The organism is Shewanella sp. ANA-3, assembly GCF_000203935.1.
Lineage (GTDB): Bacteria > Pseudomonadota > Gammaproteobacteria > Enterobacterales > Shewanellaceae > Shewanella.
The window spans coordinates 2,712,995-2,737,414 of sequence record NC_008577.1 but is presented as its reverse complement, the minus strand read 5'-3'; the positions used below and the strand labels follow the sequence as shown (position 1 = coordinate 2,737,414).

At 47.2% G+C, this 24,420-nt stretch carries 24 protein-coding genes; 12 read left to right on the top strand and 12 right to left on the bottom strand.

The genetic code is table 11. The features are described from left to right. Positions 1-55 precede the first annotated feature (55 nt). From iscX to SHEWANA3_RS11975, 4 genes are all read left to right on the top strand, one after another. Positions 56-253, top strand: a complete 198-nt coding sequence (iscX, locus tag SHEWANA3_RS11990) for a Fe-S cluster assembly protein IscX (protein ID WP_011622517.1) — start codon at positions 56-58, stop codon at positions 251-253. A gap of 195 nt (positions 254-448) precedes the next feature. Then, the gene (locus SHEWANA3_RS23490) at positions 449-616 is read left to right on the top strand and encodes a hypothetical protein (protein ID WP_041412653.1); all 168 of its coding nucleotides are present in this window, start codon (positions 449-451) and stop codon (positions 614-616) included. Between the two features lie 221 nt (positions 617-837). Then, positions 838-1,269, top strand: a complete 432-nt coding sequence (gene ndk, locus SHEWANA3_RS11980; protein WP_011717218.1) for a nucleoside-diphosphate kinase — start codon at positions 838-840, stop codon at positions 1,267-1,269. Positions 1,270-1,573: 304 nt separating this feature from the next. Continuing rightward, the gene (locus tag SHEWANA3_RS11975) at positions 1,574-2,017 is read left to right on the top strand and encodes an Hsp20 family protein (RefSeq protein WP_011622519.1); all 444 of its coding nucleotides are present in this window, start codon (positions 1,574-1,576) and stop codon (positions 2,015-2,017) included. A gap of 134 nt (positions 2,018-2,151) precedes the next feature. On the opposite strand, the gene ilvN is transcribed toward SHEWANA3_RS11975, so the two are convergent. The 3 genes from ilvN to SHEWANA3_RS11960 form a co-directional block, all read right to left on the bottom strand. Continuing rightward, positions 2,152-2,646 carry an acetolactate synthase small subunit gene (gene ilvN, locus SHEWANA3_RS11970; protein WP_011622520.1) on the bottom strand — a complete coding sequence of 165 codons (495 nt, stop codon included), beginning with the start codon at positions 2,644-2,646 and terminating at the stop codon, positions 2,152-2,154. Then, positions 2,646-4,364 (bottom strand): acetolactate synthase 3 large subunit, encoded by a 1,719-nt coding sequence (locus SHEWANA3_RS11965; protein ID WP_011717217.1) that lies wholly within the window; start codon positions 4,362-4,364, stop codon positions 2,646-2,648. Before SHEWANA3_RS11965 ends, ilvN begins: the two co-directional genes overlap by 1 nt. A gap of 468 nt (positions 4,365-4,832) precedes the next feature. Then, positions 4,833-5,987, bottom strand: a complete 1,155-nt coding sequence (locus SHEWANA3_RS11960) for a multidrug effflux MFS transporter (RefSeq protein WP_244096620.1) — start codon at positions 5,985-5,987, stop codon at positions 4,833-4,835. Positions 5,988-6,537: 550 nt separating this feature from the next. Here SHEWANA3_RS11960 and SHEWANA3_RS11955 point away from each other — a divergent pair. Continuing rightward, positions 6,538-8,412, top strand: a complete 1,875-nt coding sequence (locus SHEWANA3_RS11955; protein WP_011717215.1) for a choice-of-anchor I family protein — start codon at positions 6,538-6,540, stop codon at positions 8,410-8,412. A gap of 132 nt (positions 8,413-8,544) precedes the next feature. Here SHEWANA3_RS11955 and SHEWANA3_RS11950 read toward each other — a convergent pair whose 3' ends face one another. After that, positions 8,545-9,903, bottom strand: a complete 1,359-nt coding sequence (locus SHEWANA3_RS11950; protein WP_041413048.1) for a PLP-dependent aminotransferase family protein — start codon at positions 9,901-9,903, stop codon at positions 8,545-8,547. Positions 9,904-9,995: 92 nt separating this feature from the next. On the opposite strand from SHEWANA3_RS11950, the gene SHEWANA3_RS11945 reads away from it, so the two are divergent. Together SHEWANA3_RS11945 and SHEWANA3_RS11940 are read left to right on the top strand one after the other, a co-directional pair. Continuing rightward, complete coding sequence (locus SHEWANA3_RS11945) at positions 9,996-10,622, top strand: LysE family translocator (protein ID WP_011717213.1); 627 nt, start codon at positions 9,996-9,998, stop codon at positions 10,620-10,622. A gap of 193 nt (positions 10,623-10,815) precedes the next feature. Beyond that, positions 10,816-12,573, top strand: a complete 1,758-nt coding sequence (locus SHEWANA3_RS11940) for a SulP family inorganic anion transporter (RefSeq protein WP_011717212.1) — start codon at positions 10,816-10,818, stop codon at positions 12,571-12,573. Positions 12,574-12,663: 90 nt separating this feature from the next. On the opposite strand, the gene SHEWANA3_RS11935 is transcribed toward SHEWANA3_RS11940, so the two are convergent. Continuing rightward, on the bottom strand, positions 12,664-12,888 hold the full coding sequence (locus SHEWANA3_RS11935) for a hypothetical protein (RefSeq protein WP_011717211.1): 225 nt from the start codon (positions 12,886-12,888) through the stop codon (positions 12,664-12,666). Positions 12,889-13,009: 121 nt separating this feature from the next. Next, positions 13,010-13,681, bottom strand: coding sequence for a glutathione S-transferase (locus SHEWANA3_RS11930; RefSeq protein ID WP_011717210.1), 672 nt, complete (start codon positions 13,679-13,681; stop codon positions 13,010-13,012). A 273-nt stretch (positions 13,682-13,954) separates the two neighbouring features. Here SHEWANA3_RS11930 and SHEWANA3_RS11925 point away from each other — a divergent pair, with 273 nt between their 5' ends. The 3 genes from SHEWANA3_RS11925 (at position 13,955) to SHEWANA3_RS11915 (ending at position 16,346) form a co-directional block, all read left to right on the top strand. Beyond that, positions 13,955-14,947 carry a rhodanese-related sulfurtransferase gene (locus SHEWANA3_RS11925; protein WP_011717209.1) on the top strand — a complete coding sequence of 331 codons (993 nt, stop codon included), beginning with the start codon at positions 13,955-13,957 and terminating at the stop codon, positions 14,945-14,947. A gap of 484 nt (positions 14,948-15,431) precedes the next feature. Further along, positions 15,432-15,896: a hypothetical protein gene (locus SHEWANA3_RS11920; protein WP_041413047.1), complete on the top strand. Its 465-nt coding sequence runs from the start codon at positions 15,432-15,434 to the stop codon at positions 15,894-15,896. A 93-nt stretch (positions 15,897-15,989) separates the two neighbouring features. After that, positions 15,990-16,346, top strand: coding sequence for a hypothetical protein (locus tag SHEWANA3_RS11915; protein ID WP_244096561.1), 357 nt, complete (start codon positions 15,990-15,992; stop codon positions 16,344-16,346). Between the two features lie 142 nt (positions 16,347-16,488). On the opposite strand, the gene crr is transcribed toward SHEWANA3_RS11915, so the two are convergent. The 5 genes from crr to SHEWANA3_RS11890 all read right to left on the bottom strand — a co-directional run bounded on the left by crr (position 16,489) and on the right by SHEWANA3_RS11890 (position 21,281). Further along, a complete protein-coding gene (gene crr, locus SHEWANA3_RS11910; protein WP_011622534.1) occupies positions 16,489-16,998 on the bottom strand; it encodes a PTS glucose transporter subunit IIA in 510 nt (169 codons plus the stop codon). A 72-nt stretch (positions 16,999-17,070) separates the two neighbouring features. Further along, a complete protein-coding gene (gene ptsP / locus SHEWANA3_RS11905; RefSeq protein WP_011717206.1) occupies positions 17,071-18,774 on the bottom strand; it encodes a phosphoenolpyruvate--protein phosphotransferase in 1,704 nt (567 codons plus the stop codon). 32 nt (positions 18,775-18,806) lie between these two features. Continuing rightward, positions 18,807-19,064 carry an HPr family phosphocarrier protein gene (locus SHEWANA3_RS11900; RefSeq protein ID WP_011717205.1) on the bottom strand — a complete coding sequence of 86 codons (258 nt, stop codon included), beginning with the start codon at positions 19,062-19,064 and terminating at the stop codon, positions 18,807-18,809. 23 nt (positions 19,065-19,087) lie between these two features. Then, a complete protein-coding gene (locus tag SHEWANA3_RS11895) occupies positions 19,088-19,483 on the bottom strand; it encodes an ACT domain-containing protein (RefSeq protein WP_011717204.1) in 396 nt (131 codons plus the stop codon). 160 nt (positions 19,484-19,643) lie between these two features. Then, a complete protein-coding gene (locus SHEWANA3_RS11890; protein WP_011717203.1) occupies positions 19,644-21,281 on the bottom strand; it encodes a methyl-accepting chemotaxis protein in 1,638 nt (545 codons plus the stop codon). A gap of 349 nt (positions 21,282-21,630) precedes the next feature. On the opposite strand from SHEWANA3_RS11890, the gene SHEWANA3_RS11885 reads away from it, so the two are divergent. Both SHEWANA3_RS11885 and SHEWANA3_RS11880 read left to right on the top strand, forming a co-directional pair. After that, the gene (locus SHEWANA3_RS11885) at positions 21,631-22,347 is read left to right on the top strand and encodes a DUF3334 family protein (protein ID WP_011717202.1); all 717 of its coding nucleotides are present in this window, start codon (positions 21,631-21,633) and stop codon (positions 22,345-22,347) included. 218 nt (positions 22,348-22,565) lie between these two features. Next, positions 22,566-23,606: a LacI family DNA-binding transcriptional regulator gene (locus tag SHEWANA3_RS11880; protein ID WP_011717201.1), complete on the top strand. Its 1,041-nt coding sequence runs from the start codon at positions 22,566-22,568 to the stop codon at positions 23,604-23,606. A gap of 104 nt (positions 23,607-23,710) precedes the next feature. Here SHEWANA3_RS11880 and SHEWANA3_RS11875 read toward each other — a convergent pair whose 3' ends face one another. After that, positions 23,711-24,349, bottom strand: coding sequence for a 3'-5' exonuclease (locus SHEWANA3_RS11875; protein ID WP_041412652.1), 639 nt, complete (start codon positions 24,347-24,349; stop codon positions 23,711-23,713). Positions 24,350-24,420: the final 71 nt, after the last annotated feature.

Sequence of the window (24,420 nt, the reverse complement as noted above, 5' to 3'; positions counted from 1 at the left end):
TTAGGCTACACTCAGGAGAACAACGTTTAGCTACAGATGGCATAAGGGGGAGAGGATGTCGTTAAAATGGATTGATTCACTAGATATCGCCTTAGAATTGCTAGAAAAGCATTCCGAGGTTGACCCCCACAAACTGCATTTTACTCAGTTATACGAGTGGGTGTTGGCTCTCGATGATTTTGACGACGATCCTAAGCATTGCAATGAGCGGATATTGGAAGCCATTCAGCAATGCTGGATTGAAGAGAAGTAATCTTGCCTACTTGGGCATCTTGTCCAAGTGAAAAAGATGTCACGTGAGATTGATCACGTTTCATCTCTCCTAAAATGGGATTTTTGTAGGAGTTTGATCAGTATCAAATTCATTTTAAGTGAATGACGTACCTTGTTATGTATCAGTTAAGTGATTAATCGCTTAATGTTATTTCCGCTACGCAAGGATGTTCACATGAAACTTTTGTTTGCTATGTTATTCACACTGTTACCCGCCTTGGCATGGGCTCATCCTGGTCATGGCGGCGTCGGTTTATTCCACCATCTACTCGATTTAGCCCCTGCAATCATTTTAGTTGCCTTGATTGCATGGGCGGGTATTTGGGCAAAAAATAGAAAATAACCCCTGAGTCTTTGGCAAATATGCCAATTTAGTTGTGTTGTTATCCTTTCGCCAGTCCGGTGGAAAACATGGGCTGGCGTTTTTGTGTGAACAATCCGGTTACAAATCCAGCCAATGTGCGCAATATCTCAGACTTATTTGCTTTAAAGATAGGATTTGGTTTTTAAATTTCGTATAATCCGCGCGAATTTTTTCAAACTTGCTGACAAAGGAAGCTTGTTATGGCGATCGAACGCACATTTTCTATCATTAAGCCTGATGCTGTTGCTAAAAACCACATCGGTGCAATCTACAACCGTTTTGAAACTGCTGGTCTGAAGATCGTTGCAGCTAAAATGTTACACCTGACTAAAGAACAAGCTGAAGGTTTCTATGCTGAGCATAGCGAGCGTGGCTTCTTCGGTGCTCTGGTTGCTTTCATGACTTCTGGCCCAATCATGGTTCAAGTTTTAGAAGGCGAAAACGCTGTTTTAGCTCACCGCGAAATTTTAGGTGCAACTAACCCAGCTCAAGCGGCTCCAGGTACTATCCGTGCCGATTTCGCTGAAAGCATCGACGAAAACGCTGCTCACGGTTCTGACGCTTTAGAATCTGCTGCGCGTGAAATTGCTTACTTCTTCAGTGCTGAAGAACTGTGTCCACGTACTCGTTAATCTGAGTGTGAGACCGAAGAAGGGAGCCTAAGGGCTCCTTTTTTATTGGCGATATTCGACTAACCACGCCTGATACAAGGTTTTTAATGCTAATAACCTGTTCTTTTTATTTAGCTTTTAAAAAATTTTAAAAAACTGCCTTGAAATACGCTTTCCTATCCTTATATCTATTGCAGGATCGCTCGATGAGGATCCCAATCGATTCTGTGCCGCTAGGACAGAAGTTAATTTAGGCGAGACAAATGCGTTTTCAATTCAAAAACGTTCGCCATTTTTCCATATTGCTTAAGACAAGGATATGAATATGCGTACTTATGATTTAACTCCTCTTTACCGTAGTGCTATTGGTTTTGATCGTTTAGCCCAGATGGCAGAACACGCTGCCGCGAATAATGGCAACTCAGGTTATCCTCCATATAACATTGAACTCCTTGGCGAAAATCGTTATCGCATTACTATGGCCGTGGCAGGGTTCTCGATGGAAGAGCTTGAGATCAGTAGCGAAGGTGAGAAATTACTGGTGAAAGGCAATAAGGCCGAAAGCCAAACCGAGCGTAAATACCTATACCAAGGTATTGCCGAGCGCGGGTTTGAGCGTACCTTCCAACTGGCCGATTATGTGACAGTATTGGGTGCCAGTTTAGAGAATGGTTTATTGAACATTGATTTAGTGCGTGAGATCCCTGAAGCGTTAAAACCACGCAAGATTGAAATCACCACCTCGCGCCTATTAGATGGTCAGTCCTAATCCTTAATTGCGCGGATAAAGAAGGGGAGCTTAGTGCTCCCCTTATTGTTATCCCACCAATTAAAATCCCATGTTGGCTATTTCAAAGCATTGCGATGGCAAGTTCGCATGCGTTGATGGGCATTTCAGCGCCATTAGGCTCTCATCGCTTTTTCGCCGCGGGCTAAGCCCACAACGCCCGAGCGCGACACTTCAACCACTTTGGTCACTTCACCCATGGAATGAATAAAGGCATCGAGTTTTTCGGTCGTGCCCACCAATTGAATGGTGTAGAGATTGGCAGTGACATCGACAATCTGCCCACGGAAGATATCGGCGGTACGCTTAATTTCTTCCCGTAATTCCCCTTGAGCGCGGACTTTAACCAGTGCCAACTCCCGCTCAATATAAGCCGATTCGGTGACATTCGACACCTTGAGCACATCGACTAACTTGTGCAGTTGTTTCTCGATTTGCTCTAGCACCTTTTCGTCGGCCACTACGGTAATATTGAGGCGCGATAAGGTGTTATCATCGGTTGGTGCCACAGTTAAACTTTCGATGTTGTAACCGCGTTGGGAAAACAGACCGACAACACGAGATAATGCGCCGGATTGGTTTTCGAGTAATACAGATATAATTCGACGCATTAGCATTTCTCCGTTTTGCTTAACCACATTTCATTCATCGCGCCGCCGCGGATAAGCATGGGATACACGTGCTCAGTCTCATCCACCATAATGTCGATAAATACCAGTCTGTCTTTCATGGCGAGGGCTTCGGCCATCTTAGACTCAAGCTCAGCGGGATCGCTAATCGTCATGCCAACATGGCCATAGGCTTCGGCAATTTTGGCAAAGTTGGGTACCGAATCCATATAGGAATGGGAATGGCGACCCGAGTAGATCATATCCTGCCACTGTTTCACCATGCCGAGGAAACGGTTGTTTAAGTTGATAATTTTAACCGGCGTATCGTATTGCAGAGCGGTTGAAAGCTCTTGAATATTCATTTGAATCGAACCATCGCCCGTGACGCACACAACGGTTTCGTCAGGCATTGCCATTTTGACTCCCATGGCAGCGGGTAAACCAAAGCCCATGGTGCCAAGGCCGCCGGAGTTAATCCAATGGCGAGGTTTATCAAAGGGATAATAGAGCGCGGCAAACATTTGATGCTGGCCCACATCCGAGGCAACATAGGCCTCGCCATTAGTGAGTTTATAAAGAGTTTCAATCACTTGCTGTGGTTTGATCCGGTTGCTTTCCTTATCGTATGCCAAGCAATTGCGGTTACGCCATACTGTGATTTCTTGCCACCATTGATTAATTGCCTCGCTATCGTTGCTCTCCTTCGACTCCTCCAGCAGGGCTAACATGCTGTCCAGTACGATGTCTGCCGAGCCAACGATGGGGATATCCACTCGGACGGTTTTTGAAATCGATGAAGGGTCGATATCGATATGCAAAATAGTGGCATTTGGGCAGTATTTCTCGATGTTGTTGGTGGTTCTGTCATCGAAACGCACGCCAATCCCGAAGATAAGATCGCAGTTATGCATGGTCATGTTGGCTTCATAGCGACCGTGCATCCCCAGCATGCCTAAGCTGTTTTTATGGGTGCCAGGGAAAGCGCCAAGGCCCATCAAGGTGCTGACAACGGGGATATTTAATTTTTCCGCTAGGGCTAAGATTTGCTTTTCACAGCTGGAGATAATGGCGCCGCCACCCACATAAAGCACGGGTTTTTTCGCCGCCAGTAATGCCTGTAATCCACGGCGAATTTGCCCCTTGTGGCCCGATGTCGTTGGATTATAGGAACGCATTTTAATGCTCTCGGGGTAAATATAGTCGTGCAGCAATGCAGGATTGAGGCAATCCTTTGGCAAGTCGACAACGACGGGGCCGGGGCGCCCCGTGGAAGCAATATAAAAGGCTTTTTTAATGATTTCAGGTATTTGAGTAGGATCTTGTACTAAAAAGCTGTGTTTGACGACTGGGCGTGAAATCCCAATCATGTCGCATTCTTGGAACGCATCATTACCGATAAGATTGCTGGGTACTTGGCCGGATAACACCACTAATGGAATTGAATCCATATAGGCGGTAGCGATGCCGGTAATGGCATTGGTGGCACCTGGGCCTGAGGTCACGAGTACCACGCCTACTTTACCCGTGGCGCGGGCATAACCATCGGCCATATGTACGGCGGCTTGTTCGTGGCGAACCAGAATATGTTCAATACCGGGGATAAGGTGCAGGGCGTCGTAGATATCTAACACTGAGCCGCCAGGATAACCAAATATGTGCTTTACACCTTCATCGATAAGGGATCGCACAATCATGCTGGCGCCGGATAACTTCTCCATGTGAAACTCCTATTGCATAGTACCGTTACGGTAAACAGTATCTTGTTACAGCGACGGTAATCGCTCTAAAAATAAGCCTGAAGGGTAATTCAGACTCCGATTGCTGAGCTTGAAATCATCGATTTCAAGCGCTCATCCCTTTGGATGCAGCAGCTGTTGCAATGAACAGAATTTCATCATATTCAAAAAAGAACACATTTCAAGGCTTTTATGTAAAAAATAACCAACTTGAAACAATTTCATGTTTAGACGCGATAAACGCTTATGAAACGGGAGTTTTTATTTATGGTGATTTTATTTAATCGCTTTAATTAGAATGGGTTAGCAGATTTACAATGAAAAACGGCACTCAAGGTTCTATATATAACCTGAGTGCCGTTTATTTAGAAAACACTTAATTTGTTACAAATCAACCACAAAAGCGATGAATACCACAATTGCATTGTTTACGTGGCATAAAGATGCAGATTACTCCTTCGGCTTGGCTTGGTGAGTCGGTCGGTTAAATTGACAGAATCCCACCAACAATACCGCCGTCAGCATTAATGCCGAGAAGGGCACTGCGGTGCCATTGTAAAACAGCGCGAGTAATGGCCCAGCAAGGGCGCCAAAACCGAATCTTAGGGTGCCAATCACTGCCGTTGCAGTGCCCGTTTCCTGCTTGAATTTCATCAGCACAATAGCATCGGCGTTGACCGACATGATACCAAGGCTCCCCATCAGCGGGATCAACATCAATACGGTGAAATGATAACTGAGCCCCAGTAAGTTCACTCCCAGTAAACCTACCGCCGCCAGCGCACCGAAAAAGGTCGACACGTGCAGCATCCTCAACGAACCATAACGGCCCACAATTCGGGTATTGATAATATTTGCCAGCATCAGTGCGCCCACATTGGTACTAAAGAGCAGGGCGAATAAGGATTTATCTAGGGAAAAAACCTCCATATAGACAAAGGGCGACGCGGTTAAATAACAAAAAAACGCAAAAGAGGTAAGCACGCCACTGGCAATGTTCATTTTGACGCCGGGACGTGAAAACACAGTAGCATAAGCCCCTAAAAAGGATTTTTGACTGCGGCTACTCTGATCTTTATCGCTCGGCATTCTGAGCAACGTAATGACCAACAACAGCAACAACATGGCATAGGCCGATTGGATAAAGAAGATCAAATGCCATTTGCCAAGCTCGAGGATAAGGCTACCGATGCTGGGTGCTAATAATGGTGCTAACATCATGATTAAACTGACATAAGACATACCCTTAGCCGTGTTTTCACCATAGACTTCTTTGATATACCCAGGGACGACCACAGTGGCCGCAGCGCCGATAAAGGCTTGTAAAAAGCGCAGTCCTAAAAACACTTCAATCTGCTCGGCTAAGCCCAATAACAGGCTGACTACCATAAAGCCCGAGAGACCCATTATTACCATGGGGCGACGACCAATACGGTCTGCAAGTGGGCCAAAGCACAGCATACCCAAGGCGTAGCCGCCCAAGTAAACACTTAAGGATTGTTGCACTAGGGTGATATCTGTATGGAAACTATGGGCGAGGGTTGCCATGGCGGGCAAATACATGTCGATCGCGAGCGGCGTGATCGCAACAATAGCGGCGAGCATAGGGATCAGCAGGGCCAAATGGGGAATGTCGCTCGGTTTAGTCGGATAGCTTGACGGTTGTGGGTCCACAGTTACCTCGGGTGGCGAAAGAAGGCGATATAAAGTGTTATGTCACTCGAAAAACAAAATTGTAGGGTAACAATTTTGCCTATTCGCGGCTCATTTCGCCTCGATTGCCATAGCGTATCTCGCCATGAGCATTGGAGGAGTATAGGGGAGAAATGAGTGACCAGCGAAGACTCAGCCAACAGTTGAACTGAATGAGAGGTCTTGTCATCGAGTATAAGGATATTAAGCCATAACATAGTAAAACGCTCGGGCAAATAAGCCAATCTCGATGACGATATCTTTACACTTAAATTGTAACCAAAATCGCTTTACTGTCCTTGTATTGCATTAATTTACCAATGTACGCCTGAGCGTCATTCATTCGACTGAGATTGTCACTCCAGTGTCATCTGTATGTCATCTAACCGTCTTGAATGCGGATTAGTTTAATGGGCTTTAGCTTAACCCTACGACTAATAACAACACATTCAGGAATGATGCAATGAACACAAAACGACTGCCGCTGGCCGGTGCGATACTGGCAAGTATACTCCTTGGTGCCTGTAATGGTGATGACGGTACCAATGGTGAGCAGGGGGATAATGGCTTCAATTCATTAGTTAAAGTGACCGCACTCGCCATAGGTGATGCGAACTGTCCCGCCAGTGGTCAACGTATCGATACCGGGCTTGATGCGAATCGTAATGGCGAGTTGGAAGAAACTGAAATCGATGCGGCGCAAACACAATTTATTTGCCAACCTCAAGCTGCGGGAGTCACAGCTGAGCTGATTGGCCGTCATCAAACGGGCGTTTATGGCCTGAGTGCCGCTGAGATTGTCGAATATCACAGTGCTTCTCAGCGTATTTTTGTGGTTAATGCGAGAAGCGGTAAAGTCGACATTATCGATGCTCACTTACTTGGTAATGCGACCACGGCAACTGCGCCATTAGCCTTGAATAATCTTGATAAGCTCGGCGAGCTGGATGTCGCCAAGGATGTGGGCTTAAGTTTTATGGGCAGCGTTAACAGCGTCAGTATTTCTGGTAACTTGTTAGCGGCGGCCATTGAGCGCGGCGATGCGGCGGGCAATAAGACTCAAGCCAATGGTTATGTGGCTTTCTATCAACTCAACGGCAATGACACGCCGCAGTATCTTAGCGCGGTTGAAGTTGGTGCATTACCGGATAACGTGGTGTTTAGTCATGATGGTAAAACGGTACTCGTTGCCAACGAAGGCGAACCAAATCAAGACTATAGTGTCGATCCTGAGGGCAGTGTGGCCATTATCGCCATTGCGGATGGTAAACCCGCAGCGACGGCAACGCTAGTGACATTCACCGAGTTCAATCAGGGCAATGCTCGCTATAATGAAATCACCAAGGACATTAAAATCAATGGCCCTATGGCCACTGTCGCGCAGGACTTAGAGCCTGAGTATATCAGTGTCAGTCCCGATAACAGCCGTGCCTTCGTGAGTTTGCAGGAGAACAATGCCATCGCCGTGATTGATATCGCCAATGCCAAAGTGGCGAAGATTTTACCTTTGGGACTGAAGGATTACGGTCTTGATGTGAATAAAATTGATGCAAGTGATAAGGACGATATGATCAACCTTCAGGCCTATGCGGGCGTATATGGCATGTATCAGCCTGATACCGTAGCGAGTTACCGTTGGAATAATGCTGATTTTATTGTTACCGCAAACGAAGGGGATTCCCGCGACTATGCTGGGTTTTCGGAGGAAGCCCGCGCCGGTGACTTAACCTTAGATCCTAATCATCCACAATTTGCCGCCGCGAAAGATAAGACTCAATTAGCCCGTTTGAAAGTGACTAAGAGTATGGGGGATGAGGATAACGACGGCGATTATGACAAAATCGTGAGCTTCGGCGCGCGCTCCTTCTCAATCTGGACGGCTGATGGTCAACAGGTGTTTGACAGTGGTAGCGATTTTGAGCGGATCACCGCAGCCTTATTAGGCAATAACTTCAACAATAACAACGAAGAAAACAAAGGCGATAGTCGCAGTGACGATAAGGGACCCGAGCCTGAAGCCTTAGCCCTCGGCAAAATTGGCCAGAAACTCTATGCCTTTATCGGGCTTGAACGTACCTCTGGTTTTATGATTTACGATGTGACCAATCCCTTTGACGTGCATTTTGTTGATTATGTGGTAAACCGAGATTTTGAGGCGGATTTCAGCATAGATACAGATACTGGCGAAGTGAAAGGCGATGCCAGTTTGGCGGGAGATTTAGGGCCAGAAGGCATGAAGTTTGTGAGTACAGAGAAGAGTCCAAATGGTCAACCTCTGCTGATTATCGGCAATGAAGTCAGTGGCACAACCAGCGTGTACCAGATTAAGGTGCAATAGCCATAGTTTGTGTTCAAGGTGCTATAACGTTACATCTCGACACCTAAAATGCTTGTGATTAACCAAGTTTAAAACGCCAGAGCATCACTCTGGCGTTTCTTTTTGCTTCTTTCTCGCGATAAAAATGCAACGTTAAACGACTGAATAGGCGTTTTGCTTGAGGGCATTAAAGGTGGATTCGATACATTCGAGCGCAAGCTGGAATTGGGTATCGTTTTCGGCGCCACCTAAACTTAAACGGATAAAGTTATCATGGCAGTTAAAGTCATCCCCATTACGGATCAGCACACCTTTCGCCGCTAAGGCGGTCACCAGATGATGGGCTTTAATGTCTTCGGGCAACTGAACCCAGCCATTTAAACCACGCCAGCGTTGAGTTAACCCCAGCCTGTCGCCCAATGCCATGCACTGCTGTTGACGCGAACGAACAATGGCATCGCGATTGGCGGTGATTTGCCCGCGCTTGATCAGTTGACAGGCGAGCTCCACATTGAGTGGCGAAACCATCCAGCACTGGCTATGAATGGCGAGGCGCAATGGCGCGATGAGCGGCTCGGGCACGAGGATAAAACCTTGCCTTAAGCCCCCTGAAAACAGCTTAGACAGGCTTGAAATGTAAATGACCCTCGGGCAATTCAGCGTCTGTGCTAACTGCCACAGCGGAGGGTGCCATTCTTCAGGGAGGCAATAATTCACATCATCTTCAATGATATAAAACTGATACTGCTCCGCGAGTGTTAACAGTTTTTCTCTCTGTTGCTCACTGTATTCAATGCAGGTAGGGTTTTGATTGTTAAGGGTTAAATACACCAGCTTAGGTTGGTGGATTTGCACTAAGGCTTCGAATCTAGCGAGGTCGACCCCGTCAGAGGTTAACGGCACGCCAATGCTATTGATACCTAATTGTTTTGCGCAAATTCGCACTCCGGGATAGCTGTACTGCTCGTGCAGGAGTACCTCGCCCTTGGTGAGGAAGGCATTAAGGCAGGCAAAAATGGCCTGTTGGCCACCATGGGTAAAGATCAATTGCTCGGGTTGCTGTTCAATCCCACGTTGTAAAAGCCAGTGGTGAAATACCTGCTGATGCTGATCTAAGGGGCTGGCGCGATAGCCAAGGAGTTGACTCAGTTTTGCAGGATCCTTAGCCAGTTGGCTTAGACAATCACTCAGGGTACTAATTTGATCCGTCAGCGGCTGCTGACACGTCGCCATATTGAGCTGCAAGTTACTGAGCTCTGGCACGGGAGAAGCGTTGACATAAGTCCCATCACCGATACGTGCTTCCACATAGCCGCGCTGCTCCGCAAGGGCGTAGGCCCGTGTGACAGTGCCTATGGTCACCCCTAACGCATCGGCTAAACGTCGCTGTGGTGGGAGTTTTGTACCATGGGGCAGGATTTTACGCAAAATGCCTTGCTCAATGGCACTGACGAGACGTTGATATTTAGGACCAGTAAATACCTCTAGATCTGGCGTCCAAATTGTACCCATGACAATAAATCCATTGATCTCCATTAATCTACCTATATTATTTATTGTATCGTTTATTGTCAAATATTGTATGCGTACAATTTAAGGTGTTTATGGATATTCAACTTGTCAATGACCCACAACTCTGGACCTTGATGGCCTCTGCAGCACTCTTTTGTGCAACCATGACCATGACTCCTGGGCCGAATAATATTTTACTCGCCAGCTCTGGCGCCCATTTCGGGGTGATGCGCACCATTCCGCATATTGCGGGGATCCGCTTAGGCTCGACTTCTCTGCATCTGTCGGTATTACTGGGACTTGGTGCTTTGTTCGAGGCGTTTCCGGTGTTGCATCAAGTGCTAAAGTATGCGGCATTAGTGTATTTACTGCACCTTGCCTATCGATTAGTGACCTCTCCCGTTAAGGCGGCACATTTGGATGAAGGGCGTAAGCCGATGAGTGTGATGGAGGCGGCGCTGTTTCAGTGGATTAATCCCAAATCTTGGATGTCGACCATTACCCTTTGCAGCGCGTTTACTTTAGGGGGCGATGGCTTTTGGCTCAGTGCGGTATTGGGCGTGCTGGTGTTTAATCTGGTGGGATTTCCCGCGTCCTTCACTTGGGTATTTGTGGGCGCTGCAATCAGTAAAAAGCTGAATACGGATAAACGTCGACGTCATTTTAACTGGTTTATGGGCAGTTTATTGTTGGTGTCCTTACCTATGATCCTGCGTTAAAGAGTGCTAATTGCGCTAAAAGCTTAAATATTCTGGGATACTGACTCGCGTAAGGATTGGCTTTATGCCATAACCAACATACTATTGGTGGCTTTTTTAGGTAACGGCCTTTTGGGATCCCATTGAGGCTTAGTTATACTTAGCCACCGCAAGTTAGTGATTAACTTGGGAGTGAGTATATGGAGGTTACTGCGTGAAGTTTCCCAGTTTAGTATCGTTAATGCCCGGTTTGGCGCAGATGCTGCAGTATGAGAAGCAATGGCTCAGGGATGATGTGAGGGCGGGATTATCTGTGGCGGCGGTTGCTTTACCCGTTGCTATCGCCTACGCCCAATTGACCGGGGTTAATGCCGCCGTGGGTTTATACTCCTGCGTGCTGCCCATGTTGGTATATGCACTGTTTGGCACATCTAGACAATTGATTGTTGGTCCCGATGCCGCCACCTGCGCCGTGATTGCCGCAGTGGTGACGCCGCTTGCAGCAGGCGATAGCATGAAGCACTGGCAATTGGTGATGACCATGACGGCGATGACCGGCTTTTGGTGCTTAATCGCCAGCCGTTTTCGCCTTGGGGTATTAGCTGACTTTCTCTCCAAACCTATCCTAATGGGGCTACTCAATGGTGTGGCGATCACCATTATCGTTGGCCAATTCTCGAAAATTTTTGGTTTTACCTTCGATGAACGTTATTTGATTGAGCGTTTATCCGGTGCGCCTTCCTATTTAACTCGAACCCACTGGCCTACCTTGCTGATGGGTGTGGTGACCTTAGCAACCTATGCCTTAGTGAAACGATATCGTCCACAGTGGCCAGCCTCTATGTGTGCGATGGCTATGGCGGCGTTTTTAGTCTGGGCCTTTAACTTAACCAGCTTAGATATCAATGTGGTGGGTGAGGTGAGCGCTGGCTTGCCATCGTTCCAAGCGCCTGTGTTCGATATCGGTATTGCCCGTGAACTGGTGGTGCCCGCACTCAACTTAGCCATGGTGAGCTTTGTGAGCATGATGCTGACGGCGCGCAGTTTTGCGGCAAAAAATGGCTACGATATCGATGCGGATAAAGAGTTTCGCGCCCTAGGGATTGCCAATATCGCTTCGGCTTTATCTCAGGGTTTTGCCGTCAGTGGCGCCGATTCGCGCACTGCGGTTAACGATGCAAACGGCGGTAAGAGTCAGTTGGTGTCCATCATCGCAGCGGTATTAATTGCATTAGTCGCGCTATTTTTTACCGCACCACTGAAATATATCCCCAGTTCCGCGCTCGGCGTGGTATTGGTGATTGCTTCGATTTCCTTGATTGATTTAAAGGCGTTGTGGAACCTGCGCGTGCGGGATCGCTCCGCCTTTTTACTCGCCTGTACAACGTTGTTTTCGGTGCTGTTTATTGGGGTTATTCCTGGCATTACCTTGGCGGTACTGCTGGGCTTATTCCAATTTTTAGCAACAGTGATGCGCCCAACCGACCAAGTCCTCGGGCTGGACCAAAAAGGGGTGATTCGCAGTGTGGATGATTCTGGCAAAGCCAAATCTGTACCAGGCGTGTTTATCTACCGTTTCAACTCGCCGTTAACCTACTTCAACGCCACTTACTTTAAGCGCCGCCTACTGGAGAAGTTTATCCGCGAGCCAGAGCCCGTTGATTGCATTATCATCGATGCTGTGCCGTGTTTTACTCACTTAGATTTGAGTGTGATGGCCATGCTTGCGGATTTACATCAACTACTGAAGAAGCGCGGCATACGCTTAGTTTTAGCCGGTCGTAAACGACAGATGCTCGGCTGGTTTGAACAAGCGGGAATGCAGTCCGGTGAAGGCGGTATCTTGATCAGACCCGATTTATATCTGGCGCTGAAAATGAACCAAAGTTACAAACAAGCGTTAGCCGAGGGGCAGGCGCCAGTGATCAAAAAAGATCCCGAGGATGATGTGTTATTGCACAGTCATTTATAGAAGCAAACCTAATAAAAAAGCGCGATATTGTTCGCGCTTTTTTATGGCTCATTCAACACCCTTAGAAAACATCGGTGAGCTTAAATTAACTTAGTCATTTGGCAGTTTATCTAAGGGGATTAATCCGTGGTAGGCATAGTAGCCTATGGGTCCTAAAAATAAACTCAGTAGACACCAGAGGCATTTTTTATTGGTGCTAAGGTTAGCTTGACTCTTAAATACCCTACGCGCAAAGACGCAATGTAGTAGGGTTAGCCCTATGAGCATCGCAATGATCTTAATATCCGTATTTTCCAAGTACCTGATCCCTGTCATTCATCGTGATGATTTAGCATAAAATGTTAAAAACGATTAAGTTACTTTACCTAAGTGCTACGTACTTTACTCGAACATTTTACCGATTGCTATTATGTATATCAAAAATAAACTTTAATTCTTATTCACTTATAGACGTTCCTAACAAGTAAGTCGGCGGATTGCCAGCCTGCCAGATCACATATTTTTCCATTGCTTGTAGAAATATCTCACTGCTGGTTAGTGTCGTTAACCAGTTCATTAGGCGTGGAAACGCAACTGTCAGATCCCGTTTGCTATCCACCGCCGTAAATTGGCGGATAAAAGGCACAATAGCGTAATCAGCAAGGCTTAACGTGGCTCCGATTAGATAAGGATGTTGCTGAAGCTGTGCTTCGAGTCGTTCAAGAAAAGTGCTGGCCTTGGCAAAATAATCCGCCTGGGTGTATTCAGGATAACGGTCGGCATATTTGTACTTATCCAGCCAAGGTTTAAATTCAACATCATTCTGCGCGATAAGTGCAGTAATCAAGTTTTGCGCTGACGCGGTTTCTCCGAGTAACGGCTGTGTGGCTTGTGAATGAGTATTTGTCAGTGCCCAGCGCATAATCTCTAAGCTCTCGGCAATCACCTCACCTGTAGGGAGCTGTAATACCGGCACTGTGCCCTTGGGGGAGATGGCTAACATTGCTGTGGGTTTTGCTTTAAGGGTGATTTCCCGCACTTCTACCTGGCATTGGCCGAGCAATAGGCCAAGGCGAGCGCGCATGGCATAAGGACAACGGCGAAAACTGTAGAGTATGGGTAAGGGCATAGTTGTGTTCCTTAAAGCAATCATAAAAGCAATTTGCCACTGCTGCGGCTTAAAAGTCGGCAATAGTAGTGACTTTAAAACAGAAATACTGCGTTTATTACTGATTTTTCCACCGTTTGGCTTGTAAATAAACAATGACCTTGGTTTTTGTCTGTGTTTATCTGACTGTGACTCAGGTAGAATTTCGGCCGATTTTTGCGACCCGGCCTAGGCTTAGGTTGGTTATTAGTTAATGCACTGGAAATTAAGCTCCAGCCAGCAGTTGAGGGTGTTATGTCTAACGTTGTTGTTTGTGCTTTATATAAGTTTGTTTCATTACCGCATTTTGAGTCGCTGCGTGAGCCACTCCTGTCCATGATGGAACAGGCCGATATTAAAGGCACATTATTGCTGGCAAACGAAGGGATCAATGGCACTGTGGCCGGCTCTCAAGCCGCCATCGATGCACTGCTGGCTTGGTTGAATAACCAAAATGGCCTCGAAAACATCGTTTACAAGTTATCCTTTGACGATGAAATGCCTTTCTACCGCACTAAGGTGAAGCTGAAAAAAGAAATCGTCACTATGGGCGTTGAAGGTATCGATCCGCTTAAAGTGGTGGGTACTTATGTTAAGCCACAGGACTGGAATGCGCTGATTTCCGATCCAGAAGTCATTCTAGTGGATACCCGTAACGACTACGAAGTGCAAATTGGCACCTTTAAAAATGCCATTAACCCAGTGACCGAAACCTTCAGAGAATTCCCTGAGTATGTGAAGCAGAATCTCGATCCTGCTAAGCATAAGAAAGTGGCGATGTTCTGTACTGGCGGTATCCGCTGCGAAAAATCAACCGCTTATTTAAAAGAGCAGGGCTTCGAAGAAGTCTATCACCTCGAAGGTGGCATCCTTAAGTACCTCGAAGAGGTGAAACAGGAGGAAAGCCTGTGGGAAGGCGAATGTTTCGTCTTCGATAACCGCGTCGCCGTTGACCATGATTTAAAGAAAGGCCAATACGATCAATGTAATGCTTGTCGTATGCCGATCACTGAAGCCGAAAAATTAAGCCCTGCCTATGTGCAAGGCGTTAGCTGCCCACATTGTATCGATAAGATTTCGGACGAGCAGCGTAAGCGTTTCGTTGAACGTGAGCGCCAAGTGAACTTAGCGAAATCACGTAACGAAGCCCATATTGGTAGCGATGTGAATCAAGTGATTGAAGCTCGCCGTCAAAAGAAAGAAGCGCTGCGCCAGCAATCGGCCGAAAAGAACAAAGCTAAGCAATAAGGTAAGTAATAAGGTTTTTACCTATCTCTTGAGCGCGTACGTTTTCGACTATGACCACTATGGCCCGACATGTTCGGGCCATTTTTTTACTAAATGTCTTAGGGCGTGTTGACGTTTCGAGATTAGATTTTGTTCGTTCTGGCAAGCACGTGCTTGCGAAACGAGGAATGAAGTGTAGTTATTCTACTCAAATGACGAGCGGCTCTTATGACAGAAAGTAAGAGCAAGGGCTTGCCAGACGAACCCTTCGGGCAGCATTTGGCTGACGTTTCTGCTGCGTTATCGTCCGTTTATGTAGAATAACTACACTGCACGGACGTTGCCTTGCATAAAAGTCAGCCAAATTGCTGTAAAAACAACCCGGAAACGTCAACACGCCCTAGTAACAGTGTTAGCATTTTTAACCCTATGATAAATTTGCCTTAATAAAATCATGTCTCGGCAAAGAACCGCAATGCCAGACATCTTGCAGCAGGGACAGGGCATGAGTATTTGGAAAGAGTTATACGACATTTTTGATAAAGAGCGCAGCCGCTGGCAGCAATCGACGGCGGGTAAGCAGGCCATCAGCTTCGAATTAAAGGCTAATTTAGGCTTTCTCGCCGATGCCTTGAGCAGTGGTTTACCGCAACAGGCGATAATTCAAGGGCTTGAGTGCACTCTCTTTGAGGCAAAAATCAAAGAGGGTTTAGCGCTGACCAGCCTGAATCGTCGTAAAGTGACACTGAAATTTATCGGTGAATTTGCCGAGTTTGCTAAATATGTGGGTAAAGAGAATGCCGAGTTGGTGGAGAATGCCTACTCAAAAATCAAATCTTTACAAAAGCTCGCATCGGCAAAACCCGATAACAGTTATGATCTTAAAATTAAATCACTGTTTCGGTTTTTGGTGTTTATCGTGGCACATCTTGAGGAGCGTCCGCTCACTCGTCAATCTGCTAAAGGTTAATTTTTTACACGGGATTGAGCTTGAGTGTCGGGCACTACAAAGACGATTACCAATCCAAAGTGCTGCCAGCAGGAGAGTGTTTCAAGGATGAAGATGAATAATACTAAGTGGCGAGAATGTTTGAGTATCTTGGCCGCGCATCGGGTTTATCTGCAACTGCGCTTAGTGGGAGATGCTGATTTTTCGCTGGATTATGAAGCCGCTTATCGAGTGATTAGCCAGATTGATTCTCGAGATTTTGTGTTTGTCCGCAAGACCATCCCCTATAAAGACATTGCCGCGCTGCGGATTGTGAAGGATGCATTTCCCGCCGCCGAGACGCATAACTTAAACCAAGCAAGTGCGACGCTTTTTACTGCAGAACTTGCTGAGTTAAGAGGTAAGCTGATGCAACTGGGGCAATTACCGCTGACAGAAGATGACGAGTCTATCCTGATCACGGCTTATTGATGCCGCGAATCGGCGCTGGCGAAAACAGTTGAGCAAACCCTGATGTCAGTGGTGGAGAGCTGTGCGTTGTTTGGGAGAGCGACTGGCAGGCAAGGGGCTCTGCCAGTGATCGTTCGTAAGCGGGCGGTAAAGCGATTAACGGTTAAAGCTGAACAGTAAAAATCGCGTCTTTACCTGCGGTGACGCTACCTTGGGCCTTATCTAAGTATTTCACATCTTCCATATTGGCCAGCACAACGGGAGTGAGTAGGCTATCTACTTGATCTTTTAGGTAATCAATATCAAAAGACAGAATAGGATCGCCCACTTTGACCTCTTGGCCTTCCTCCGCTAAACGGCTAAAACCTCGCCCCCTTAGCTCAACGGTACCAACGCCAAAGTGCACGAAAAGCTCTAATCCCTGTGGCGACTCAATACTAAAAGCATGATTAGTCTCAAAAATTTTACCTATGGTGCCATCGATTGGGGCGACAATCGTGTCTCCCTTGGGGGCGATGGCGATACCATCACCCACAATTTTCTCTGCAAATACCACATCGGGGACCTTTTCAATGGCCACAATTTCTCCGTTCACTGGGGCGTAAACCATAATGCCGCCAGCCAGTTGTGGTTGCCCTGATACCAATCGCCTTATTCGGCTTAAAAATCCCATTATCCTGTGCCCCTTCGCTTGTTTTTGTTGTTATCTTTTTAGTCTGTAAAGCAGCATAACCAATAAAATGTATTATTTATAGCTTGTTATACACTGCTGTAGTTCTGAAATTCTATTCTGTTGCATGGCGGTGTGCGCTAACGCAGAAAATTTCGTCAATTGCCCTTGGCAAACGGCGGCCTTTACCTCCAGCAATGCGCTTAAGTTTACGCTGAGTTCATCGAGTCCCATACCGATAAGGAGCGGGACCATCAGCGGCGAGCTGGCAAGTTCGCCACAGAGTGACACTTTGACTCCAGCGGCTTTGGCTTGGTCGACGGTCATCTTGATGAGCCCTAAAATCGCCGGTGACAGGGAAGGATAATCCCGTGTCAGTTGTGGATTTGTGCGATCCGCCGCCATGGCATATTGGGTTAAGTCATTGGTGCCTATGCTCACAAAATCTAATCTTGGCAGCATAGAAGCAAGATTCATCACGGCGGCGGGGGTTTCAACCACTATGCCGTAACTGAGTTCGCCGAAGCCTTTTTCTTCCTCTTCGAGGGCGTCTTGGCATTCGGCGATGAGGGCAAAAATCTGATCGAGTTCTTCAACCTGATTCACCATGGGAAACATGAGTCGAATGGGGCCATGGTTGGCTGCTCGCAAAATCGCCCTAAGCTGGGTCTTAAACAACTCAGGATGCGCCAAGGTATATCTAACTCCGCGTAGCCCAAGGGCGGGATTGTCCTCGACCTCCTGGCAGAGGCAGGGCAGCTCTTTATCGGCACCAATATCTAAGGTTCTGATCGTAAAGGTTTTACCACCTAACGCATGCAAGGCTTCGCAGTATAGATTGTATTGCGCTTTTTCATCCGGCAGTGTACTGGTGTGCATCAGCATAAACTCGGTGCGAAACAGACCAATACCATCGGCACCCACATCGCCAACATGGGTGATATCGTTCAAGTTGCCCACGTTGGCCATCAGGCCTACGAGGTGGCCATCTTGGGTCTTGGCGGGCACATCTCGGTACGCTTGCAGGGCGGCGCGTCTGGCTTGCTCATGGTGCAATGTGACGGTTAAGCGTGCCTGTAGCTCGGGTGCTGGGTTAACAAAAAGCTCACCACTGAGGGCATCGAGCACCAGTGGTGTGCCATTGGGAATAAACTCGGCATCGAACTGGCAGCTAAGAATAGCGGGGATCCCCGCCGCGCGGGCTAAAATCGCCGTATGGCTGGTTAAGCCGCCGGTTTTAAGTACTATGCCGCTGAGCTGCTCTTTAGGTAATAACGCAAATTCGGCGGGAGTGAGATCTTGCGCCAGGAGGATCGTCGGCTCAGTTAACTGGGCTAAGCCTTGATCTAAGCGACCGTTAATAGCCGTGACTAATCGCTGGCCTAGGCATCGTACATCTTGGGCACGATTGGCAAGATAGGGATCGTCTAAGGATTCAAGCTCATTCGCCTGATGGGCGAAGATCCGCTCAACCGCTACACTGGCAGATAACTGCAGGGTGCGGATCGCTTCCTTCACTTGGTCGATAAGCTCTTCGTCCTCAAGCAGTAACAAATCGGCTTCAATTAACTGATAGTTTTCGCTTTGTGGGTCGAGCTTAGTTTGGCTGTGGCTGAGTTGTTGCTGCAGTGCCTGTAGGGCTTTAACAAATTTACTCTGTTGCTGCGGGATCCGTGATAGGGGAATAGGGCGATAATCGAGGTGGTGTTCGGCCTGGGTAAGGTGGAGCGCCTGTCCGAAGGCAATCCCCGATGACACTATGATCCCCGTAATCGACATATTCGTTCCTATCAAGCTGGCTAAGATGCCGTTTAACTTAAAGTGATGAGCAGTTCCGAGACTTTCTCGACCGCTTCCTGTGCCTGCTCACCTTCGGCAAACACTTTGACGGTGACGCCATGATACAGGCCTAATGTTTGCAATTTAAATAAGCTTTTGGCACTGGCCTGTTTGCCATTGCATTCAACTAGCACATCGCAGTTGAAGGTTTTCGCTTCTTTCACTAACAGGGCGGCTGGGCGGGTATGAATACCATGTTTTGCGGTGATAGTGACAGATTTTTCGTACATAGTGGTTTAACTCTTTAGCAATATTATGGCGCTTCGTTCGACTCAATAATCTTGTAACCCGCCTTTTTTAAGGCGGCAACGGCGCTTTGGAGGCAATTTTTCTTGACCAAAATATAGTCGGTATCGAAGGTGGAAAGGGCAAAAATACTGATCTGCACATCGGCTAAGGTACCGGATATTTTCGATAAAATGCCTGTCATCGAAAATCCCAGCGGGCCTAAGACTTCAAAACAGCACCAATGGGGTTCTTGCTCTAAACTGTCGAGCTCAAGTTCACTCGATACCACGACTGTCAGCCCTTCCTCGGTTCGGCCGATAAAGTACACTTCTTCGGCAAAGACTTCGCTAGGTAATTGAGCATTAGGACTAAAACTATGGATGGTATACTGCCGCAGGTGAACGGCTAAGGTCATGCGCATGGACGTTCCTCAATCGGCAATAGGGTAAAGTCATATCCTAGTTTATAGCATGGATACCCGTCTAGATTGCATCTAACCTAGTTGAGTGAAGTATTTTAAACTAAAAGAGGACGTTCTAATACGTCCTCTTTTATGGCGGTTGCTTATCTCGTCCTGCGAACTAGATTTTGAATTGGCCTAAGGTATGAGACATATCTTGGCTGATATCCTGCAATGACTGTGCCGCGCGGCTGTTACCTTCGTTAGCTTTGACTGAGACTTCGGTTAATTCCGAAATATTACAGATATTGCGGTTGATTTCCTCCGTCACCAGCGACTGCTCCTCGGTCGCACTCGCGAGCTGGGTGTTCATATCGCTGATATGGGCGATAAGCTGCAAAATCGCCGCCATGGCATTACCCGCTTCGCGGGCTTTGGCTTGTAATTCATCGGATTGAGTCTGTGTTTGGCTATTACTCTTCATTACAGAGTTCACGCCCATTTGAATATCCGAGATGATTTTTTGGATCTCGTTGGTAGAGTCTTGGGTGCGATTGGCCAGTGCGCGCACTTCATCGGCGACCACGGCAAACCCGCGGCCATGGCTCCCCGCGCGGGCGGCTTCGATGGCTGCATTGAGAGCTAACAGGTTCGTTTGTTCGGCAATAGAGCGAATGACATCGAGGATACTGCCAATTTGCGCCGAGGATTGTCCGAGTTTTTGGGTGATCACTTCTGATGCCCTTAGCTCTTGCACCAGTTTTTCGGTATCACGCACCGTATCATCGATTACCGCTTGGCTTTGCTGCGCCTGATTCTTCACACTGTTGGCTGCATCGGCAGCCTGCTGGGTGTTGCTCGCCATCTCATGGGTGGTTGAAAGCATTTGATTCACGGCGGTGGCTACGCTACCGGTTTCACGGTGGATATGCTCTGCGCTTTGGTTCGACTCTTCAACGGCCAGCATTAACTGCTTGGCATCATTGTCGAGGGACTGGCCCAATGGCTGTAAATGACCCACCATGTCGCCAATTTTCTGGGCAAACAGGTTAAAGGCGTGGGCAAGGTGCGCCACTTCATCCTTGCCTTGGGTGCTTAAACGCTGGCTAAGGTCGCCTTCGCCTTGGGCGATATCCTCAAGCGCATCGATAGCGTCGTTTAACGGTGAGGTAATGGAGTGATTCAGCACCAGGAAAAACGCGAAAATCGGTACAGAAATTAAAAACATGATAATCAGATAATCGATGATCACGGCTTTAAGACTTTGTTTCACATCGCTTAAGTAAGCACCAGTGATGAGCGTCCAGCCCCATTCAGGATAATAACGGGCTTCGACCAGCTTATCTTCAATGTTCTTCGACACGGGATTTGCAATTGGATATTCGAGCATGGTTTTGCCGTTTTGGCGGGCTAGCGGCAACATAGTGGCAAGGGGATTCGTGCCATTTTGCAGCTTAAAATTGAGCGCCGATGTGCCAATAAGATCGCTGCGTTCGCCATGGGCGAGGATCTGATTATTATCATCGATCACAATAAAGTAGCCGACACCGGCGTAACGGGTTTGGTCAATCAGGTTTGCCGCCGCTTGTTGCGCTTCTGCTTCTGACAGCTTGCCGCTTAGGGCATCTTGGCGATGAATATCGATTACACTGAGGAGGCTGCCGAGCTGGCCATCAATCTGTTGCCACTTTTGCTCAATAAGATTGCTGTATTGCTCTTTAATGGAAAAACTCGCAAAACACACAGTACCTATAGCCGCCATCACTAACATCATCATCAGTCGTTGGAGAATAGTGAATCGGCGCAAGAATGTGATCATGTGGGGTCCTTTAGGCGCAAAAAGAATGGTGTCCAATATACCTTCGAATCGGTATCAAATGAATCAAACTTGAGTTTATTTCGTGTAAAGACGTTAAGAATATTGGGATTCTTTGATCTTAAGCAGAATATTGTTTAGCACTGTGACTGATTGATGCTTTTATCGCTAATTCGTGTATCACCAAGGCGAATAAGACGTTAGACTGAATCGCGTATTTTATGAAATTCAAGTAGTTAGCCTTTAGATATACTTAATATTTCAGAGCCAGACTGCTAATTAATTGTTTTGGTTTTGATTTTTTATGCTTTTACGCGCAAGATTAATCATCGGTTTAGTTTGAGAATGGATTATGACAACAAACACTATTGTGACTTCGGATGATATTTTACTGAAGTTATGCCACTCGGTCGCCCATGTGTTATCGAGCACCAGTGCCAGCCATGTGAGCCACGCGGGCATGGTGCAAAGCATTACTCGCACCCGCTTAAAACCCGACCTAGGCTGTTTTTCGATTTTTGATGGCGGCTTTTCAGGGTTAGTGGTAATCAACTTTTCAGCCCCAGCGGCCATCGAAATCTATCGCCGCTATATGCTCAATATGGGCATGCCAGAGGAAGAGCTCGCCTTTTCCCACACGTCCGATGAAGTGGGGAACGTGATGGGCGAGTTGATGAACCAAATCTTGGGCGACTTTATTAATAAGGTTTCCAAGGAGCTGCAAACCTCCATTAGCCAAAGTCAGCCTAAAATGTTAACCATAAACAAAGAGCTGACGATTTCTATCGATGCAAACTTAGACGATGCTGTCGCAAGACGTGTGTCCTTTAAAACTGAAAATAATCATATTTTCTACCTCGAATTTGCCATGGATAAGACCGAGTTTATTAAACTCGATGAGTTTGAATACGACGAAGAGTTCGACCCTGACAGCTTGCTCGAGCAGCATGGTCTTGGTGCTAATGCGTCTTCGCACCCAGATACCGCATCACCTTGGAGCCGTATGACGGATAAACCCGCCATCGCCAGTACGAATGCCGACGATTTGCTCGATGAGTTAGGGATTTAACTTTATTTAGTGCTGTTGGGTGTCGGTATAAGCCTTAGTTGTATCGACACTGCTTTGTTAGCATGGGTGAGAGGGCGTTTGTTGTACAAGCTGTGCAGCCATTTTCATCAAGGTTTTCATCCCTGCTAACTTGTTAGTCAGTTGTAAACCCTTCGGCTATACAAGTCATTCGAACTGTTTTAGTATCGCCTCAAAATAATAATTATGGTGACCTTGCTATGGCATCGAAAGCGACCTCGATTGATATTGCTTATCGTGCTGGTGTATCCCAGTCTACGGTTTCCCGAGCCCTGAGAAATAGTCCGTTAGTCAATTTAGAAACCCGTCAACGGATCCAAGCGATTGCGAAAGAACTCAACTACAAAGTCGATAAAAACGCCAGTAACCTACGCACCCAAAATAGCCACACCTTAGCCCTGTTGTTGTGTGAAGATCCCACCAATGATGATTCACTGATCAACCCCTTTTTTCTGTCGATGTTAGGCTCAATCACGCGGGCGACGGCGCAGCAAGGTTATGATTTACTCGTGTCATTTCAACAGCTTTCCAGTGATTGGCATGCCGATTATGAAGATAGCAATAAAGCCGATGGCATTATTTTGCTAGGGTACGGCGACTACATGGATTACGAGCAAAAGCTCGAAAAGTTGCTGGCACAGAACACCCATTTTGTGATTTGGGGCGCAGAGCATAACAATAAATCCGTGTTATCCATCGGCTGCGATAATCACCAAGGCGGCCTAATTGCCACTGAGCATTTAATTTCCCTCGGTCGTAAGGATTTTGCATTTCTGGGCGGGGCATCGAGTCATTGCCCTGAGTTCAGGGACAGATATTTAGGCCATGTGAAAGCACTGCAAACTGCCGGGCTGACTGTCGATCCTCGTCGGCAGATTTCGGCTATTAGCACTGAGGGGGCGGGTTACTATGCTACTTTGGAGTTGCTCGATAAAGGATTGAATTTCGACGCGATTTTTGCCGCCAGTGATTTAATCGCCATAGGTGCGATCCGCGCCTTAAAAGAGAAGGGGATTTTAGTGCCCGAGCAAGTCGCAGTCGTCGGGTATGATGATATTCCCGTAGCAAGCTTTGCCAATCCGCCGTTAACCACGATTAAGCAAAATACCCAGTTAGCGGGGGAGATTTTAGTGGAAAGTCTACTTAAGCTTATTCGTGGTCAAGCGGTGAGCCCGCAGTTGATCCCAACGACGTTAGTGGTACGCAGTTCATGCGGGATTGACTGTACGCCGCTCGCTTGAGTCGCGTCTATTTTGATTGAATCATTAAGCCGAGTGATTGATAACACTCGGCTTTTTTATTGATGCGTTATACTCATTTTGCCTGATGGAGGACCAAAATAGGGCTAACCTCTGGCGTATTGGCGTAAAAACTTAGGCACCTCGGCCTTTGTCTTAGCCATAATTTTCTGCATCAGGCTAAAGGGCGGCTCAGTGATCGCATACCCTTGTTTAAGATCAGCCAGCATGCGCAGCCATAAATGTCCGGTCATTTCCGCATCTGCCAAGGCGCGGTGATAAGTTCCGTTAGTCGGTAGCTGTTTATGGCGAACTAAGGTCGCGAGTTGATGATTAATGGCCTCAGGATATAAGCGCCTTGCCAGCAGTAACGAACAACCAAATTGGCCGGGATATTGATGGCCTATCTGGGAAAATTCGGCATCGAGAAAGCGTTGATCGAAGGTGGCATTGTGGGCAACTAAGTGATGTTTACCGATAAACTCAGCAAAGCGGGCCATGACTTCTGCACAGGGCGCCGCATGGGCGAGCATCTGATTGCTGATCCCTGTGTAATCTTCAATAAAACTGTTTATCCGAAACCCCGGATTCATTAACTCAGAAAAGCGCGCGGTAATTTGCCCTTGCTCAATTAATACTGCGCCAATTTCAATGGCACGTGCTCCTTGATTGGGTGAAAGCCCAGAAGTTTCAAAATCGAGTACGACCACAGTATTGGCAGGCGAATAGGTTGGCGTTTTAGACATAGGCTCCACACATATCAACGTAAGTCGCAGAGGACATTCAAACGTTGGCATTGTAACAGAGTCATGGCACG

Bases quoted from the DNA above. Each gene is read 5' to 3' on its own strand.
- SHEWANA3_RS11930 (WP_011717210.1), bottom strand. From the start codon at position 13,681: ATGCCCTTACCCATACTCTACAGTTTTCGCCGTTGTCCTTATGCCATG.
- SHEWANA3_RS11945 (WP_011717213.1), top strand. From the start codon at position 9,996: ATGGATATTCAACTTGTCAATGACCCACAACTCTGGACCTTGATGGCC.
- SHEWANA3_RS11925 (WP_011717209.1), top strand. From the start codon at position 13,955: ATGTCTAACGTTGTTGTTTGTGCTTTATATAAGTTTGTTTCATTACCG.
- crr (WP_011622534.1), bottom strand. From the start codon at position 16,998: ATGGGATTTTTAAGCCGAATAAGGCGATTGGTATCAGGGCAACCACAA.
- ilvN (WP_011622520.1), bottom strand. From the start codon at position 2,646: ATGCGTCGAATTATATCTGTATTACTCGAAAACCAATCCGGCGCATTA.
- SHEWANA3_RS11960 (WP_244096620.1), bottom strand. From the start codon at position 5,987: ATGCTCGCCGCTATTGTTGCGATCACGCCGCTCGCGATCGACATGTAT.
- SHEWANA3_RS11900 (WP_011717205.1), bottom strand. From the start codon at position 19,064: ATGTACGAAAAATCTGTCACTATCACCGCAAAACATGGTATTCATACC.
- SHEWANA3_RS11875 (WP_041412652.1), bottom strand. From the start codon at position 24,349: ATGTCTAAAACGCCAACCTATTCGCCTGCCAATACTGTGGTCGTACTC.
- SHEWANA3_RS11955 (WP_011717215.1), top strand. From the start codon at position 6,538: ATGAACACAAAACGACTGCCGCTGGCCGGTGCGATACTGGCAAGTATA.
- SHEWANA3_RS11935 (WP_011717211.1), bottom strand. From the start codon at position 12,888: ATGACAGGGATCAGGTACTTGGAAAATACGGATATTAAGATCATTGCG.
- SHEWANA3_RS11885 (WP_011717202.1), top strand. From the start codon at position 21,631: ATGACAACAAACACTATTGTGACTTCGGATGATATTTTACTGAAGTTA.
- SHEWANA3_RS23490 (WP_041412653.1), top strand. From the start codon at position 449: ATGAAACTTTTGTTTGCTATGTTATTCACACTGTTACCCGCCTTGGCA.
- iscX (WP_011622517.1), top strand. From the start codon at position 56: ATGTCGTTAAAATGGATTGATTCACTAGATATCGCCTTAGAATTGCTA.
- SHEWANA3_RS11920 (WP_041413047.1), top strand. From the start codon at position 15,432: ATGAGTATTTGGAAAGAGTTATACGACATTTTTGATAAAGAGCGCAGC.
- SHEWANA3_RS11895 (WP_011717204.1), bottom strand. From the start codon at position 19,483: ATGCGCATGACCTTAGCCGTTCACCTGCGGCAGTATACCATCCATAGT.
- ndk (WP_011717218.1), top strand. From the start codon at position 838: ATGGCGATCGAACGCACATTTTCTATCATTAAGCCTGATGCTGTTGCT.
- SHEWANA3_RS11890 (WP_011717203.1), bottom strand. From the start codon at position 21,281: ATGATCACATTCTTGCGCCGATTCACTATTCTCCAACGACTGATGATG.
- SHEWANA3_RS11880 (WP_011717201.1), top strand. From the start codon at position 22,566: ATGGCATCGAAAGCGACCTCGATTGATATTGCTTATCGTGCTGGTGTA.
- ptsP (WP_011717206.1), bottom strand. From the start codon at position 18,774: ATGTCGATTACGGGGATCATAGTGTCATCGGGGATTGCCTTCGGACAG.
- SHEWANA3_RS11950 (WP_041413048.1), bottom strand. From the start codon at position 9,903: ATGGGTACAATTTGGACGCCAGATCTAGAGGTATTTACTGGTCCTAAA.
- SHEWANA3_RS11965 (WP_011717217.1), bottom strand. From the start codon at position 4,364: ATGGAGAAGTTATCCGGCGCCAGCATGATTGTGCGATCCCTTATCGAT.
- SHEWANA3_RS11975 (WP_011622519.1), top strand. From the start codon at position 1,574: ATGCGTACTTATGATTTAACTCCTCTTTACCGTAGTGCTATTGGTTTT.
- SHEWANA3_RS11915 (WP_244096561.1), top strand. From the start codon at position 15,990: ATGAATAATACTAAGTGGCGAGAATGTTTGAGTATCTTGGCCGCGCAT.